Annotated in this window: 17 protein-coding genes and 1 pseudogene; 7 read left to right on the top strand and 11 right to left on the bottom strand. The window is 49.4% G+C overall.

The window, feature by feature from the left end; translation table 11 throughout:
• The 5 genes from Q0R57_RS13555 to ftsY form a co-directional block, all read right to left on the bottom strand.
• Positions 1–523 (bottom strand): AAA family ATPase (locus Q0R57_RS13555; protein ID WP_294748797.1); only part of this gene is annotated, 523 nt, incomplete at its 3' end.
• Positions 524–555: 32 nt separating this feature from the next.
• Complete coding sequence (locus Q0R57_RS13550; protein WP_294748796.1) at positions 556–1677, bottom strand: HU family DNA-binding protein; 1122 nt, start codon at positions 1675–1677, stop codon at positions 556–558.
• Between the two features lie 14 nt (positions 1678–1691).
• Entirely contained in the window at positions 1692–1979 is a 288-nt protein-coding gene (locus tag Q0R57_RS13545) for an HU family DNA-binding protein (protein WP_294748793.1), read from the bottom strand.
• Positions 1980–1981: 2 nt separating this feature from the next.
• Positions 1982–3280: a 30S ribosomal protein S12 methylthiotransferase RimO gene (gene rimO, locus Q0R57_RS13540; protein ID WP_294748791.1), complete on the bottom strand. Its 1299-nt coding sequence runs from the start codon at positions 3278–3280 to the stop codon at positions 1982–1984.
• A gap of 36 nt (positions 3281–3316) precedes the next feature.
• A complete protein-coding gene (gene ftsY / locus Q0R57_RS13535) occupies positions 3317–4282 on the bottom strand; it encodes a signal recognition particle-docking protein FtsY (protein ID WP_294748790.1) in 966 nt (321 codons plus the stop codon).
• Between the two features lie 163 nt (positions 4283–4445).
• Here ftsY and Q0R57_RS13530 point away from each other — a divergent pair, with 163 nt between their 5' ends.
• Entirely contained in the window at positions 4446–5255 is an 810-nt protein-coding gene (locus Q0R57_RS13530) for a hypothetical protein (protein WP_294748788.1), read from the top strand.
• On the opposite strand, the gene Q0R57_RS13525 is transcribed toward Q0R57_RS13530, so the two are convergent.
• From Q0R57_RS13525 to amrB, 4 genes are all read right to left on the bottom strand, one after another.
• Positions 5256–6056 carry an MBL fold metallo-hydrolase gene (locus tag Q0R57_RS13525; protein ID WP_294748786.1) on the bottom strand — a complete coding sequence of 267 codons (801 nt, stop codon included), beginning with the start codon at positions 6054–6056 and terminating at the stop codon, positions 5256–5258.
• A 197-nt stretch (positions 6057–6253) separates the two neighbouring features.
• Positions 6254–8473 carry a BamA/TamA family outer membrane protein gene (locus Q0R57_RS13520; RefSeq protein ID WP_294748783.1) on the bottom strand — a complete coding sequence of 740 codons (2220 nt, stop codon included), beginning with the start codon at positions 8471–8473 and terminating at the stop codon, positions 6254–6256.
• Between the two features lie 274 nt (positions 8474–8747).
• Positions 8748–9614: an AmmeMemoRadiSam system radical SAM enzyme gene (amrS, locus tag Q0R57_RS13515; protein WP_294748781.1), complete on the bottom strand. Its 867-nt coding sequence runs from the start codon at positions 9612–9614 to the stop codon at positions 8748–8750.
• An 83-nt stretch (positions 9615–9697) separates the two neighbouring features.
• Complete coding sequence (amrB, locus tag Q0R57_RS13510) at positions 9698–11185, bottom strand: AmmeMemoRadiSam system protein B (protein ID WP_294748779.1); 1488 nt, start codon at positions 11183–11185, stop codon at positions 9698–9700.
• A 252-nt stretch (positions 11186–11437) separates the two neighbouring features.
• Here amrB and Q0R57_RS13505 point away from each other — a divergent pair, with 252 nt between their 5' ends.
• The 3 genes from Q0R57_RS13505 (at position 11438) to Q0R57_RS13495 (ending at position 14352) form a co-directional block, all read left to right on the top strand.
• On the top strand, positions 11438–12193 hold the full coding sequence (locus tag Q0R57_RS13505) for an SDR family oxidoreductase (RefSeq protein WP_294748777.1): 756 nt from the start codon (positions 11438–11440) through the stop codon (positions 12191–12193).
• 872 nt (positions 12194–13065) lie between these two features.
• Positions 13066–13800 carry a peptidylprolyl isomerase gene (locus Q0R57_RS13500; protein WP_294748775.1) on the top strand — a complete coding sequence of 245 codons (735 nt, stop codon included), beginning with the start codon at positions 13066–13068 and terminating at the stop codon, positions 13798–13800.
• 174 nt (positions 13801–13974) lie between these two features.
• A complete protein-coding gene (locus tag Q0R57_RS13495; protein WP_294748774.1) occupies positions 13975–14352 on the top strand; it encodes a hypothetical protein in 378 nt (125 codons plus the stop codon).
• Positions 14353–14472: 120 nt separating this feature from the next.
• Here the strand turns inward: Q0R57_RS13495 and Q0R57_RS13490 are convergent, their stop codons facing one another.
• Entirely contained in the window at positions 14473–14751 is a 279-nt protein-coding gene (locus tag Q0R57_RS13490; protein WP_294748772.1) for a DUF1294 domain-containing protein, read from the bottom strand.
• 258 nt (positions 14752–15009) lie between these two features.
• Between Q0R57_RS13490 and Q0R57_RS13485 the strand changes: the two genes are divergently transcribed.
• The 3 genes from Q0R57_RS13485 to Q0R57_RS13475 are packed head-to-tail and all read left to right on the top strand — an operon-like array spanning position 15010 to position 16548.
• Positions 15010–15324, top strand: a complete 315-nt coding sequence (locus tag Q0R57_RS13485; protein WP_366516870.1) for a rhodanese-like domain-containing protein — start codon at positions 15010–15012, stop codon at positions 15322–15324.
• A gap of 21 nt (positions 15325–15345) precedes the next feature.
• Positions 15346–15876 carry a hypothetical protein gene (locus Q0R57_RS13480; RefSeq protein WP_294748769.1) on the top strand — a complete coding sequence of 177 codons (531 nt, stop codon included), beginning with the start codon at positions 15346–15348 and terminating at the stop codon, positions 15874–15876.
• Positions 15877–15915: 39 nt separating this feature from the next.
• Positions 15916–16548 carry an STAS domain-containing protein gene (locus Q0R57_RS13475; RefSeq protein ID WP_294748766.1) on the top strand — a complete coding sequence of 211 codons (633 nt, stop codon included), beginning with the start codon at positions 15916–15918 and terminating at the stop codon, positions 16546–16548.
• Positions 16549–16725: 177 nt separating this feature from the next.
• Here Q0R57_RS13475 and Q0R57_RS13470 read toward each other — a convergent pair.
• Positions 16726–16857 (bottom strand): annotated as a pseudogene (locus Q0R57_RS13470) (flavin reductase family protein); the annotation flags it as partial.
• Positions 16858–16957: the final 100 nt, after the last annotated feature.

Raw genomic sequence — 16957 nt, 5'->3', positions numbered from 1 at the left:
GGGCCTCAGGCAGCGGATAGGTACCTTCCTGCTCTATCGGGTTCTGTGTAGCCATCACCAGGAACGGACTGGGCAAATCGAATGTAGAACTGCCTATCGTCACCTGCTTCTCCTGCATGGCCTCAAGCAAAGCACTCTGCACCTTTGCCGGAGCACGGTTGATTTCATCAGCCAGCACGAAGTTGGCAAACACAGGACCTTTCTTCACCAGGAACTGCTCGTCCTTCTGCGAATAGATCATAGTACCTGTCACGTCGGCAGGCAGCAGGTCGGGCGTAAACTGAATACGACTATATTTCGCGTCAATCAACTGCGAGAGGGTCTTGATGGCCAACGTCTTAGCCAGTCCAGGCACACCTTCCAATAGGATGTTACCATCGCTCAGCAGTCCTATCAACAGACAGTCCACCAGATGTTTCTGTCCTACAATGACTTTATCCATTCCCGTCACGAGATTCGTGACAAATGCACTTTGTTGTTCAATCCGCATGTTCAACTCGCGGATATCAATGTTTTCTGCCATAATAATATTTGTTTTTACTCTTTATTTCGTAATCATTCTTTTGTCTTTTTCTGTACTTTCTTCTTCAACTCCAGCTTCGGAATCATGATGTCCTGACCTTCTTTGAGCGTCTGGGTTGTCACATTATTATATACTTCTATATAACATTCCATACCCTCACCCAAAGTACGTCTTGCTATACGACGAGTGGTGTCGCCGCTTTTTACCTTCACCACGTGGTCAGTACCCACGATTCTGTAGGCTCCAGTACGCACGCGGGCATCCATTTCTTCATATTTCTTCCATTCGGGGTTTGGCTCCTCAGCCTTGGGCTGCTGCTCAACAGGCTTCACGGGTTCCACAACGTCTTGCTTCACGGGCACTATCGTGTCGGTATTGACAGAGTCATTCTGAAGAGTATCCTGAGTAGCCACAGGCGCTACAACAGGTTCCGAAGCAATAGAATCTTCCATCACTACTTCATCGTCTACGTCTGCCTTGTCCATATGACGTCCCAGAAGATAGCCACCACCAAAGCTCAGCACACAGGCCACAATAGCGAGGAGCAGCCACAGCCACCAATAAGAACGTGAGGGCTCAGGCTCTTCCGTCTCTTCTACATCTTCGACAATAGGAGCTGATTCTGGCTCAGGTTCTACGACAGGCTCTGCAACAGGCTCGGGTTCGAGCTCAACTACAGGCTCCGGCTCAGGCTCTGCAACAGGCTCTGGTTCGGATTCAATAACGAGTTCAGGTTCCGGCTCTACAATAGGTTCCGGCTCTGGTTCCACAATTTTAGTATCCGTCGAATCTGCGATGTCTGCGTCTTCAGCCGTCTCGTCATTAGCTTCAACGTCATCAAAGGCCACACCCTCATTAAGCACCACCGTCTCAAACTGCGAGAAGGGCTTGTTCACCAACTCCTTCATGGTACTGTCGGGAGTGAATGTCAGTTTCTGATGACCATCAATGACAACACGTTCTCCTGTATTCACATTGACGCTCTCACGGGCATCGACGTCAATCACCTTAAAGGTGCCAAGACCCTTGATCTTGACAATCTTATCATTGTTTACGCCATCACGTATAGTCTCGATGATAGCCGACAGGAAAGCCTGTGCATCGCGTTTGCTGATGCCAGCCTTCTCAGCCAGACGGTCGGCTAACTCACTCATATTGATCTTACCCATTACTCGGCCCCTCCTTTCTTGATTATATCTTTCCACGCAGGATTGGGTTTAAACGTCAACACCAACTTTGGGGGTACCAACATGCGCTGACCCGTAGATGGGTTCACCATCACGCGTTCCAACTTCTTCTTCACCTCGAAGCATCCGAAATTGGACATCTGTACGTTGTCACCTTCCTGGAAGCTATCGCCCATCACTGCTATCAGGGCATCAACGGCTTTCTGAGCCTCCTTTGGCTTCATACCCGTCTTTCCAGCTATGATACTTAAAAATTCCTTATTGTTCATATCTATTTTACAACTTTCACCACACATCCGTAGAGATCAAACTCCTCGGAATCCGTTATGTTCACTTGATATATCTCTCCAATCTTCAGTTTGTTATTTTCTTTGGCTATCAGCACCTCGGGGTCTACCTCTGGCGAACAGAACTCAGTACGACCAATGTAATAGTCGCCCTCTATTCTGTCGATAATCACAGGCAGCGTCTGTCCCACCTTAGCAGCCTCAATCTCTGCGCTGATGTTCTGCTGTACACGCATTAGACGGTCCAGTCGGCGCTGCTTCACCTCCTCGGGCACATCATCTTCATAATGTTCTGCTGAATACGTGCCATCTTCCTCAGAATAGGCGAAGGCTCCCATACGTTCAAAGCGTGCCCACTTCACGAAATCTATCAGTTCGTTGAAGTCTTCATCAGTCTCGCCAGGGAATCCCACCATCAGCGTGGTACGCAGATGAATGCCAGGCACCTCCCTGCGCATCCGCTCTATCAGTTCCATTGTCTCCTGCTTGGTGGTGTTTCTTCTCATCCTGCTCAGCATGTGGTCGCTAATGTGCTGCAGGGCTATGTCCATATAGCGGCACACGTTCTTCTTCTCTCGCATCACATGAAGCAGGTCCCAAGGGAAATGTGTGGGATAGGCATAGTGCAGACGAATCCACTCCACGCCCTCGATCTCAGCCATCTGCTCTATCAAATCAGCTATACGCTGCTCACCATAAAGATCTATGCCATAATATGTTAACTCCTGTGCAATAATCTGAAACTCCTTCACGCCTCTGCTCACCAATGTACGAACCTCGTCGAGGATTTCCTCCATTGGTCGGCTCTGGTGTCGGCCTGTAATCAGCGGTATGGCACAGTAGGCGCAATGACGGTCGCAGCCCTCCGATATCTTGATGTAGGCGTAGTGCGAAGGGGTAGTCAGAACCCTCCCCTCTTTATGCAGAGAGGGGTCGGGGGTGAGTCGTTTTAGCAGTTCCTTGTAGTTGAACTTCCCAAACCATCCGTCAACCTCTGGAATCTCAGCTTCCAGGTCGGCCAGATAGCGTTCCGACAGACAGCCCATCACATAGATTTGCTTGACAAGTCCCTCATTTTTACGAGCCACTTGCTCCAATATAGTATTGATGCTCTCTTCCTTGGCGTCGGCAATAAAGCCGCAGGTGTTCACCACGACAATCTCGCCCTGCGGGTCGTCGCTGTCATGGGTCACATGGAAGCCGTTTGCTTCAAACAGCCCCATCAGCACCTCGCTGTCAACGAGATTCTTGGAACAACCTAAAGAGATAAAATCAATCGTCATTTTAGCTGTAGCCAATTCTTCACTTTTCACTATTCACTATTCATTTTTCACTTTAAACAGTGAGTCAACGAAATCTTTCGTATTAAACAGCTGCAGGTCTTCCATACCCTCACCCAGTCCGATATATTTCACGGGCACCTTCAGCTGGTCGCTAATGCCGATGACCACACCGCCCTTGGCAGTACCGTCTAACTTGGTGATAGCCAGCGAAGTAATCTGTGTGACGGCGGCAAACTGCTTAGCCTGCTCAAAGGCGTTCTGTCCAGTAGAGCCGTCCAACACAAGCATCACCTCGTCGGGAGCCTCTGGCAGCACCTTCTTCATCACATCCTTGATTTTCTTCAGCTCATTCATCAGTCCCACCTTATTGTGCAGACGTCCAGCCGTATCTATCAGCACTACGTCGGCATCGTTGGCTTTCGCACTTTGCAACGTATCAAAAGCCACCGAAGCGGGGTCGGAGCCCATCTGTTGTTTGATGACAGGCACTCCCACACGCTCACCCCAGATGCACAGCTGTTCTACGGCAGCGGCACGGAAGGTGTCAGCAGCGCCCAGATACACTTTCTTGCCAGCTTGCTTAAACTGCCAGGCCAGCTTACCTATGGTGGTTGTCTTACCCACGCCGTTCACGCCTACCACTAATATCACATAGGGTTTATGGTCTGCGGGCAGGTCCCAGTTATCATTATCCACTGCGTTGTTCTCTGTCAGCAGTCCGGCAATCTCCTCACGCAGAATGGTATTCAGTTCACTTGTCGACACATATTTGTCGCGTGCCACGCGCTCCTCAATGCGCTCAATGATTCTCAGCGTAGTGTCCACGCCAACATCACTTGTAATGAGCACCTCCTCCAGGTTGTCCAGCACGTCGTCATCCACCTTCGATTTACCGGCGATGGCGCGTGTCAGCTTGTCAAAGACACTAGCTTTTGTCTTCTCCAGACCCTTGTCCAGCGTCTCTTCTTTTTTCTTCTTACTAAAAAAATCAAACAATCCCATATCGAATACGTATTACGAAGTGCAAAAGTACTAAGAAAAAACGACTCATGCAAGAGTTATAACATTTCTTTACCCCTTTTTAAAAAAAAAGCATGAAAAGACGTTGGAATTCACAATTATTTCATATCTTTGCAACCAAAACAAGAAAAGCATTATAGATTTTATGGAACAACAGACTGAGAAAAAAGCAGTTACGCTCAAGACTCTGACGAAGAGTAGCGTATGGGATGTACAGGAGAATGACATCTTCCGCATGTGGGATGGTGTCGAGAAGGATGCCGAGTTAAGGGACAATCCCCGTCATATCATCGATATCATCCGTTCGGCCTTCATGATCGAGGAGGTTGCCAACGACTCTCCCGTTATCAAGGAGAAGCTCGAGAAACAGGGCTACAAGGTTGGTGTGGTTCGTATCGACGACAACAAGAAGATGACTCTGGCCATCAAGAAGCGTCCCATCATGCGCGTCACCGACCTTACCTACGAGAACATCCGCCACATCACGGCAGCCAAGCTTATCGAGGTGCTCGACCGTAACTTCGGCGGCGGCTGGGACTCGCTGTCACAAAGCATCAAGGATATCATTGAGAGTGGTTTCGACATCTCTACCACTACCCTTCCCAAAGACCGTCTGCACAAGAAGGGCGGCCTCTACGAGAAGAAGGTGGCCGACGGTTTCGAGGTGTTAGAGGTTGCCAAGGGTCTGTGGGTCGAGGCTATCTTCGCCAAGACAAAGCCCGAGGCCGAGAAGCCCAAGATGAAGTTCTCGTCATACGACAGCGAAGGCGAGGAGGATGAGGATGCCGATGTAGAGATTGAGGACACCTATAACAAGCCCGATGAGGACGATGTAGAGATAGAAGATCCCGATGATGACGATATCACCGAGGACAACTACTCAACGATGATGGACCTGGGTAGTGGTGATCCTGACGAGGAGGCCGAGGGTTTGGCCGACTACGGCGAAGAATAATTACAACTCGAAAACACCAGTAGGCATAGTACGCTTCAGCACATCCAGCTGGAGCGTTTTTCCTATTATAATACCATAAGAACGGAGTATCGACTCCACCGTCTTACGTGCCAACTCAGGGTGATTGTTCTCCTCCGACAGGTGGCATAGCCACACATGTTGCAGCGTCTCCTTCATGTTCTGTGCTATGGCTTCGCCGCACAGTTTGTTGTTCAGATGACCATTGCCGCCAGTAATCCTGTCTTTCAGATACTGCGGATAAGGTCCCTGCTGCAACATCTCATAATCATGATTGGCCTCAATCACCAGATAGTCAGCACTACCAATAAATGTCGCCATCTCTTCCGTCACCCGACCTACGTCAGTCATCAGACAGAAAATCTTGCCTTCCACCTCAATCTGATAGCCCACATTATCGTTGCTGTCGTGGGGCACGGTGAATGGTGTTACCTTGAATTCACCCGTCTGAAAGCTCACGCCTGGCTCTACATAACTTCGCAATTCAGGCGCTACCTTACGCGTCACGAAGTAGTTCTTGTCTATTCCCTCGTGAACCAGTCTAGTGGCAAATACGGGCAGATGATAGTCATGACTCATGCTGCCCACGCACTTGATATGGTCCGCATGGTCGTGGGTCAGCAGAATCCTGTGAACCAACTCCATGTTCAGCCCATAGTCGCGGAAATGTTTCTTTAACGCCCTGACACCCACGCCTGCATCTATCAGCAGGCCGTCAGTCTCGGTATATAGAAAATAGCAGTTTCCACTGCTTCCGCTTCCAAAAGATATAAATTTTATCATCGTTTTCTTTGTTCTTTCTTTTCATTGACCTGCGGTCATCATAGGGGCAAGCCCCTACGCTTTGTTATTCGACCCCTTCGGGGCCCTTCACCCTTGACCTACGGTCTAGTCTGCTCTCGCTCGGCAGAGTCGAAGCGAGCTTCACTCTTCTCTCGCTTACTCGCAGCCTTCACCCTTCACCTTTCACCCTTCACCAATCAGAAGGGCATTCCCACTGCAAAGTGGAAGGCAAAATCCCTGCTCAGCCTAGGGTGCAACAGCGGATAGTGCTCGTCATCCTCCGTCTCGTAGGCAGGATTCACAGCCTTCATGCCCATGTCGAAACGCAGAATAAAATAGTCGAAGTTCAGGCGGATGCCCAGTCCATAGCTCACAGCCAGTTGCTGGTAGAAGTCATCGAGATGAAACTGTCCGCCAGGACTCATCTCATACTGGCGTATCGTCCACACATTACCTGCATCCACAAACAGGGCGCTGCTGAATTTCCAGAACAGCTTTGTCCTGTATTCCGCGTTCAGGTCCAGCTTCATGTCACCCGTCTGGTTAATGAAGTTGATGCGTCCGTCCTTCTCCTTATATTTTCCAGGTCCCAGCGAGCGCACCGTCCATCCTCTCACGCTGTTGGCGCCACCCGAGAAGTATCGTTTCTCAAAAGGCAGTATCGTTGAGTTGCCATAGGGATAGGCCACGCCCAGTCCCACGTGCAGCACCAGCTCGTTGTTATGGTCGGTCAGTATGGCGTGACTCAGGTCCAGGTCGCACTTCACATACTGCGCAAAGGCGATGTTAAACAGTCGGTACTGTCCCTGTTCGTCCTTCGACGATCCAAACAGCCTTGATCCCAGCGACAATATGTTACCCGAGGTCTCGATGTTCGACTTGAAGGCGGTGCGGTTCTTGCTCCACGAATAGCCGAAACCTATCTTCGTGATAAACAGGTCCTCGTAGTTATACCTCAGAATGGCGTTCCTGTTATTGTCGTTGTCCAGGTATTCATTGCGAAATGTTGGCGATATCCAGGGCATAAACACATAGTTCAGGTCCAGCAGGTCCAGCTGGTAGTGGTCATGCCGATGAGGGAAGTTCCATCTGTAGCGCCATGCTGCCGATAGCAAGCGACGGTGAAACTCCGGACGGTTCTGGGTGTCATAGAGCAGCGACACCTCACTGGTGGCGTTCACCGTCTGCCTCACGTGCTGGTTCACAAAGGGAGATATGAATCGCGGGAACTGCAGCTTCACCTCCGAGCTATATTCCACGAAGTCCTGGTTCGAGTAGCCCTCCAGCCCCTTGATGGCCTCATAGGCGCCACGTAGCTGCACACTCAGCAGCTCGCTGCCACGAAACAGGTTGTTGTTCTGATAGGTTATCGACGCCGCAGCACCAAAGTCGCCCGCCGTGTTCGTACCTTCCGGCTGGAAACTGATGGTCGAGGGTTTGTTCGATTGCAACTGTATGCTGCAGTCCAGCGAGTCGGCGCCAGGCACCTGACTGAAGTTGATGTTCGTATATTTCACCGACTGCAGTCGTCCAAAGTGGTTGTACGTGTTCTGCAGTCCAGTAGCCGAATACGTGCCGCCTGCCGTCAGGTGCGTACACTCCTCTAATACGTGCTTTCTCAGGTGCAGTTCAGGGTCTCTCACGTCACCGCTGGCATAGTTGATGTCTCTTATCCAGTAGCGTGTATGAGGCTCCTCCGTTATGTCCGCCAGGTGATAGTTCGACAGTCTCAATGTCAGGTCTATAAGTCGCGAGCCACTGATGGTGTCAGCCTGATAGGTAATAAAATCCTTATGGAATCGCCAGTAGCCGCTGTCCGACAGCATCGTGGTGATGCGTTTGCGCTCAGCGTCCAGTCGGCTCACGTCAAACTTCATACCCTCCTTTATCAGGCTCTTGCTGGCATCCTCCTGCTCCATGATCCTGGCTATGGCGCTGTCGCGAATGTCGTAGTTCACGTGATAAATAAAGTACGGCTCGCCAGGCTTCAGCACATAGGTCAGGTCCACCTTCTTGCCGTGGTGCTCCACCTCGCACCCCACCTTTGCGTTCAGGAATCCCGTGTTTCTCAGCTGTTGTTCCAAGTCGCCCACGGTACGCTGCGTTATCGTGCTGTCGTATATCACCGGTTCCTCGCCTATCGACTTCAGGAAGCGGTTCATCCACTTCGTCGAGTCACGTCCTGACAGCGAATAGGTGGCCAGCGGCAACTTATACAACGAGAACCACCTTTGGTTAGGCATCTGTCTCACGTAGCTGCGCATCGTCTCCGTGTTCACGTCGCGATATTCGCCTTCCGTCTTTATCTTCACCCTGTTCAGCAGGTATTCTCCTTCCGGCACATACTTCGTCGTCGAGCACGATACAATCAGCATCGCGCCCATCATTATCACCGCCGAAAAGAAGCTCTTTCTCATAATTGCCTGCAAAGGTAGTGCAAACCGAACGAAAAACCAAATTTATTTGAGTTTTTCTGAGGTGCAGCCTACCTTCTTGCGTCCCGTTGGTAGCAAGCGTCACCCTTCGGGATGCCGAGCGCGGCGAAGCCAAAGGTACGAATAAGCGAGTAAAATACCCGCTCGAGCTATGCTCGCTTGCTACCATCGGGACGCAAGAAATTTATTTGAGTATTTTCGAGCGGGAGTACCTTCGAGGCGTAGCCTCAGAGGTAGTGCAAACCGAACAAACCCCTCACACATTCCCCAGATACACATGAACAATGCCTTCTTCCTCAGCAATGCGCTTAGCCTCCTTAAGCGTATAAAGAGGTGTTGGCTGTATCTCCTGCATCTTATAGCGAGGGAAGAAACGACTGAAATGCAGCGGAGCGTTGGCCAGGTTGTTTTCTTTCAACCAGCGGCACATCTGACGAATCATGTCCATATCATCGTTGATGTCAGGAATCAGGAGGTTGGTGATTTCCAGCCATACGCCAGCCTCGCGCATCGCAACAATCGTATCGAGGACGGGCTGCAGATGACCGCCACTGACTTGCATATAGATGTCATCGCTGAATGACTTAAGGTCCACATTGGCGGCATCGAGATAGGGCAACAGGTCAGCCAGCGGTTCCTGACAGACATAGCCCGCCGTTACGAGGATATTCCATAGTCCTGCCTCATAAGCCAATCGTGCACAGTCTGTTATATATTCTAAATAGGTAAGGGGCTCCGTGTAGGTATAGGCAATGCCAGGACAATGGTGTTTCTGGCAGAGGGCGATGAGCGTTTCAGGCGACAGGTCATAGTGAGGAACATCCGTGGGAGAAACCTGCGAGATGTCGTGATTCTGACAGTTGAGGCAACGGAAGTTACAGCCTGTGCAGGCCAGAGAAAGGCACTCTGTGCCTGGATGGAAATGGTAGAGTGGCTTCTTCTCGATGGGGTCGATGGCCAACGCACACGGCTTACCATACACCTCGCTGAGGAGTATACCACCATCATTTCGTCGACTGAGACAGCGTCCTGTCTTACCATCGGCGATATGACAGTGGTGCGGACAAAGCAGACACGCTACTGCCCCACCCTCCAACTTCTGATAATACCTACACTCTTTCATCTCTTACGGCGGTAGAATATTTTTCACCTTTCACTTTTCACCTTTCACTTTTCACCTTTCACTTTTCACCTTTCACCTTTCACTTAAAATACTATCGCTTCGTAAACATACAGTTCCGCATCGCGCCAGCCATCCCATCCAAGACCTGCCTTGTCCTGAGAACAATGTCCTACAAACTCTTCTTTGGTCCAGTTCACCTCGTCGGCCACCTGAGGAAGAAACGTGCCGCTTCTGCGTCCCTTCTTGATGTAGATGCCGTGACGATGCAGCTCAAACTCATCCAGACTCTTGATGCGACGCATGGGGGTAAGCACCGATATCTCAATATCTATATCGTCGAGCTCGTCTTTGGTCACAGGCATGAAACGAGGGTCTTCAAAGGCAGCGGCACGAGCCATCTCTGCCACTATCTCGTGCAGGGGATAATCCTCGCCGAAGTGACCGATGCAGCCACGAAGTCTGCCATGTTTGTGAAGAGACACGAATGCACCGCACTTTGAGTTGAGAGTTGAAAGATGAGAGTTGAAAGTTGGCTGCGCTATCCGTTTGCCGTCCAGCGAGTCCTTGATGCTTTGAAGGGCAATATCTTTCAGGAGCTTCTTGTCTGCTTCTGAGATAGAAAACTCTCCAGGCTGTTTGCGCAGGAAGGCAAACGAATGATAGCCCACCACACGGCTATGATCGTGGTCGTCAATATCACCTGAGTTCTGATACATGATGTGCTTCACGGAATAGTTTTCATCGAGCATCATCATCAACGTGATGATGGCAAAGCCGCCACAGGCACTTGTTGCCAGGTTCTTCATGCCTCGCTGGGCATTGGCATTAATGGTCGCAATAAACTCCTCCACATCGCCCGTCTCAATAGCTTTGCCTGTCCGTGCATCCACCTCGCAAGCATCGTCATACGCAGGATAGTGAGAGAAGTCGCTACTAATAATAAAGAGGTTCTCTCCTTGAGAGCGTCCTTCGGCCGAGCGGTCGTCAGTAAAGTAGGGTTTCAGCACCTCTGCAATCCGCTTCAGCTTGCGATAGTCGTTAGTTGAGATAATAATAGGTACGATGGGAGGCACTTCTTGAGCGTGCTGGGCGAAAAGTCTTTGCAAAAACGGCAGCTGCACCTCCAGACAATGTTCCCTGTCGTGCGCCTCCGGCCTATAACTGAACACACAGTCTGAATCCGTGTCACCTGTGTTCGTTAGAGTAACAGCCGTTTCGTGGTCTACCCTCACCTGCCCCAGCGGCGTGGCATAGTAGTCGGCCTCCGTGTTCACCGACGCCCCGTCGAGCCACTCATGATGGCTGGGGCCCAGCAGGAAGATACGTTTATACCGTTTCTTGGCATCCAGCGACATATAGGCCGACGCAGCCACATTGCCAGAGAAGTAATAGCCAGCATGGGGCACAATGATTGCCGCCACATTCTGATATACCGTACTATGGCTGTGAAGTGCCAAGAGACTATCCACCTCATCACTCAGTTCCTTCGCATTGCCCGTATAGAAACGGTCTGCCTGAGTTGCCGGGCGCACCACAGGCTCACGTGTTTGTCCTTTACACGAAGTCATCATAATCATTATTGCTATAAGTGTTCGTAATTTCATGGGGACAAAATTACGAATTATTCCCCATACGCAACCTCTTTCCCATGAAGTATTTTGTGTTAAAAATGGCAAAGGCATAAATTTTCTCAATCTATTTTGCCGAAAGCGTTGGAAATATTTGCTACCTTTGTGGCTGATTTTTGATAATTATTAGGATTTAACACAGAAACAGATAACAACACCGAATGCCCGCTCGGCTCGGCCAAAAACATTAGATTTATGAATAAAACAGTATTGATAACAGGAGCAACAAGCGGTATAGGACTGGCTTGTGCAAGGAAATTCGCAGAAAACGGCGACAGACTGATTCTGACAGGAAGGAATGAGCATATCCTGGCTAAGATCCGAAAGGAATTGACTGCCAGGGGTACGCAGTTGATGACACTGGCCTTTGACGTGAGAGACCGACAGAAAGCAAAGAAGTTCATCGATGAACTGCCTGAGGAGTGGAAGGAGATTGATGTGCTGGTGAACAATGCTGGGCTGGCACTGGGGCTGGAGCCAGAGTACAAGGGCGACTTCGATGACTGGGAAACAATGATTGACACGAACATCAAGGGACTGCTGACGATGACACGACTCGTGGTGCCAGGAATGGTGCAGCGCAACCGTGGCCACATCATTAATGTGGGCTCGGTGGCTGGTGACGCTGCCTACGCTGGTGGCAACGTGTATTGTGCGACAAAGGCTGCGGTGAAGGCGTTGACTGATGGACTGCGCATCGATGTGGCAGATACTGCCATCCGTGTAACAAACTTGAAACCGGGACTGGTAGAGACCAACTTCAGCAACGTGCGTTTCAAGGGTGATGAAGAGCGTGCCAAGAAACTCTATACAGGCATCAAGCCGCTGACGGGTGACGACATCGCTGACGTGGCTGTCTATGCTGCCAATGCCCCTGAGCATGTGCAGATTGCTGAGGTGCTGATACTGGCAACGCATCAGGCCAGCGGCAGTGTTATTGTAAGAAAGTAACTTTGTGGAGCAGGCGGTCATCATAGGGGCAAGCTCCTATACTTGGTTATTTGACCCCTTCGGGGTCCTTATATTTTCCAATTCTCATATACGTCATGATAGACCTCTATTGGTCTATCTATGACTATATGTCCCTATCTATAGGGATAGGGACTATATCGTATATAGTCCTTATAAAGCAACTATCGGTAAATCCCGAATCTCCATATCCTTTGCAAAGGTAGTGCAATTTGGATATATTCCTTGTTATCGTCTGAATTCTGCGTAAATTCGCCTTGAATTCTGCGTAAATTCAAGTCGAATTCTGCGTGCAAACTATCGCTCTGGTATGCAGTTCTGTGACTGACGTCATCTTACACCCGTTCCGACGTCATCTTCGGGTGTTTCCGATGGCATCTACGACTCGTTCCGATGATACTTTAGGGGGGTAAAGTATCATCGGAACAACCGCAAAACACCATCGGAACAGATGAAAGGAACGTCAGGAAAGACTCGAAAGTGACTGCATCTTTGCGGAGTATCCTTCATCAGAGAGCATAACATCAGCCTTCTTGCGCCCCTACGGTTCTTTCAGTCTGCAAAACTGCGTGAGCAGTTTCGCGGCTTTCAAGCCGCAAAGGTACGAATAAGTGAGTAAAATATTAATATTTTTCACTCATTTCTTTTTTTAGCTGTTTTGAAGGGGATTATTCTACGTAATACTCTTTATTGCCCGTCTGCTGCATCTCGCCCTGACATTTCGGACAAGTGCGTTTATCCCATATCTTGATATTATCGCTGCTCCGTCATTTCACAAATACTATTAAAAACTCTGGCAAAGATACTCATTTTTGTTCTAAAATTCGTACCTTTGCGCTAAATATTAACATATTATGATGAAAGTAAAGATTCAAACCATGTTGGGCGACATCGTAGTTCGCCTTTACGACGAGACTCCCATCCATCGTGACAATTTCGTAAAGTTGGCGAAGGAGGGTTATTATGATGGTACGCTGTTCCATCGAGTGATAAAGAACTTCATGATCCAGGGCGGCGACCCCGACTCAAAAGGCGCACCCGCTGGTAAGATGCTGGGGGTCGGTGGTCCTGACTACACGCTGGAAGCCGAGATAAAGGACGGCCTGTACCATAAACGTGGCGCTTTGGCTGCTGCACGTCAGGGCGACGAGGTGAATCCTGAGCGTCGCAGTAGCGGTTCGCAGTTCTACATAGTCTGGGGAGATGTGTATAACGAAGGCCAGCTTCGTCAGTTCTCTAAGCAACTGAGGATACAGAAGGTTCAAGCAGAGTTCAATGCTCTTGCAGCCGAGCATCGTGCTGAGATTATGCAGATGCGTCGTGAAAGGAATCATGAGGGACTTCAGGAGCTGCAAGACAAACTGGCTACTGAAGCTGAGAATAAGGTAGGCAAATCTGGACTGACCGATGAACAGCTGAAGATTTACTCAACTGTTGGCGGTACTCCCCATCTCGATGGTCAATATACCGTATTCGGCGAGGTCGAGGAAGGTCTTGATGTGGTTGAGATGATTCAAGGCACAGCCACAGGACGTGCCGACAGACCAGTAGATGACATCGAAATGCGAATGACAGTTATGGACACATAGCTTTCATACCCTGAAGGGGAAATCCCTATGTAGTTTTAGGAATCTCGCCCCTACAGAATAGGAATTTTCATTTTCAAATTCCAGTGATTCGCCTTATCTTTGCATCGTGAAAAGGTTAGAAAGCCTCTCACAGAACAGAAGTTTAATAATTAAAAAATGAAGATTATGAAGGCAATGAATAAGGTGATCGCAGCCATGATGTTGATGGCAGTCACAACAGCAATGCCAGCAATGGCAAGTAATAAGCACCATAACAATGGCAAGAACGATAAAGTGGTTGTAGTGAATAACCACAAAGGTGACTCTCACTTTGACAAGGTGGACAAGGCACTCTCTAATAACGATGCTCACAAGCACCATGCCTATCGTCCCGACGTGAAGACCTGCACCATCAAGGTGAGCCGTCACGACTCTCATAAGAACATAGCGAAAAAGGTTGAGAACATGAAGGGCGTGATGGATACCAACTGGAATCCCCGCACTCGTGAGTTGACAGTCCGCTACGATGCCAAGGTTACGTCAGCCCGTCATATCAAGCACTTCGTGGCGTAAGCCATTCCATATATAATACGTAAAGGCCCCGGCTTGCATTCCAGCAGGTCGGGGTCTTCATGATTACTATTGCGATTATCCTTTTCATTTCACAAATACTATTAAAATACTCATTTTGTTCTAAAATTCGTGCCTCTGTGCTAAATAAACAAGGAGTGCTATCTGTGCCAACAAAATCAGCGGCAGTCCGTACTTGAACTTCTTGTGCATCGTCTTATGGTGCCAAACCTTCATACCAAACAAGGCTCCGATGCTCCCGCCAATGACAGCAAGCATCAGCAAAGTAACCTCCGATATGCGCCAGTAGCCTCGCTTGGCCTTGACCTTATCAATGCCATAGACCAGGAAGGTCACAACATTGATAACTATCAGATAATATAGCAGAGCATTTGCTATCATTGCTTTCTCTTTTGTAAATATGTACACGTTCTTTGTAAGACCTCCGCGTAGCGCCTGAGCACCTTACGGAGCGCAAGAAAGCGTCCCTTTGGGGCCGAGCGCTCGCAAATTTATTTGCAAATATACGAAAAATCCATGAATAATTGCTACCTTTGTACCCAAGTTTTAGAATTATTTGGATTTGGTATGAAAAAATATTTTGCCCTATTATTGGCTGTTCTTGGGCTGAACACAGCATGCAGTCAAAATTTTGAAAACATGGAAGTGAAGGAGTTTGCTGAACTAATAGCAGACTCTAACGTAGTAATCCTCGACGTGCGTAAGGCCGATGAGTTTGCTGAGGGGCATATCAAGGGAGCCATATTTATTGACCAGTTCCAAAGCGACTTTGTAGAACAGGCTAAGGCAAAGCTGCCAAAGGATAAGACTATCGCCATCTACTGCCGCAGTGGTCGCCGCTCAGCCAATGCAGCTGGGAAACTGGCAGACATCGGCTACAAGTGTTTAAACCTCAAAGGTGGTATCATTGCTTGGAAGGATGCGGGCAAACCAGTAGTGACTTTTTATAATTGAACTTTAAATTACGGACGCATCATGGACAAAAAAGAACTACAAAAGACAGTAAACCCCGTTTATTTGACCGCCAAATCGACTTTAGGTCTTCTGAAAAAGGCAGGGGATCCGGATGCTGTTGCCTTGCTGTCTATTATCGGCCTGGAGACAGAATTGCAGGAGAAAGCCAAGATTCTCCCCGCCCATATCGGGGAGTGTTACAAGACTGCCCAGCTGGCCCGCTATGAAATATACAACACCGCTGCGATTCGAAGCAGCGCCCACAATATCGTGGACCTTCCTTCGGGTTATTCGCCCCGCGGGTTCCGTGTTTCATCTGCGGGAAAGCGCTATTTCGGGTTTGACCTTCCGGTGGTGATTGACGACATGGCTCCTGCTGCCCAGAAGGTGATGACGCCCGAGCAGTGCCGCCTGTCCAGTTACCACGCCGTGGATGCCACCAATTACCAGTCCATGAAAGACGCATTGGGGAGCGTCAAAGGCGAGTTGTGCATCGTGACGGAAGGGCTGCTGGGGTATTTCAACGAGCCGGAGCTGGTGAGCCTCTGTTAGGCCATTCACCGTCTTCTCTCGGAGTACGGTGGCTGTTGGATGACAGCCGACACATCCATCTTGAGAATCTATACGCTCACCTTCAGCACCTTGCTTAAAGGAGATGAACTTGCCTTATTGAATCGTATGCAAGGGAAAGCCAACGAAATGGCCGATGTGAAGATGAACCAGAACAGCCTCTTCCTCAATGGCGAGGAGGGAGCCAGGAGATTTCTGGAGGAGCAGGGATTCACGGTAGCGGCTGAGCCCGTCACGCTCTATCTTCCGGATGTTCCCGGCGCGACTGATGAACTCCGTAATGCCTATCGGCAAATGAACATACTCACCATGCGTGTCGCCTCTCCGAAGACGGGGAGGAAGTCGGCTCCGGAGCTTCCTTTTGCCGTCGAAAGTTCGGTAACGGAAGGAAAACTCGTCATGAAAGTCCAGGGACGGGTAGATACCCTCACGGCAACGCAGCTGCTGAAAGCCTTCCAGGAGGCGTCGCCTCAGACCGATTCAATAGAGCTGGACGTGGAGAAGATGCCCTATATCTCATCGGCCGGTCTCCGTGTACTGTTGATCATGCGGAAGTCCGTAAAAGACCTGAGCTGCTTCAAGGTGTTCCATGTCCAGCCCGAGGTCGAGAAAATCTTTAAAATGACCGGATTCGACAAGCTTCTGATACGCTAATCAGGTTTCGTGTCCTGATGAAGATGATGATGTTCAATAGGTGTAATCGCCGATGATGATACGTGGGTTCTTAACCACATTCTAGATGAAGCATAGTCTTGGGAGGTTCGGATTAGGAAATACCTCGTTTGGGTTGGGCCTATTTATAATACTCATAAAATCCTATTTGTCCGTCTATTATTTCAAATACTCATCATCCCTTACCAGAATCTTCTCAATCTTGCCGACGTACATCGTATGGAAGTCGCGCTGGGGATAATTTTCGTCGATGGTGTCCTGATAAAGGAATCCGCTCTCTAGCATCCATTCATCACCAATCAGATTCTTCGACGAGCGAAGCGGCAAAGCCGAGCGGAACGGATTGAACTTCATGTCCTTGTAGTTAATCTCTTTCATTTCAATTCATCTG

Origin of the sequence: uncultured Prevotella sp. (assembly GCF_946407605.1) — a bacterium.
Lineage (GTDB): Bacteria > Bacteroidota > Bacteroidia > Bacteroidales > Bacteroidaceae > Prevotella.
Note: the sequence above shows the minus strand (reverse complement) of the source record. Positions and strands in the feature narration are given on the sequence as shown.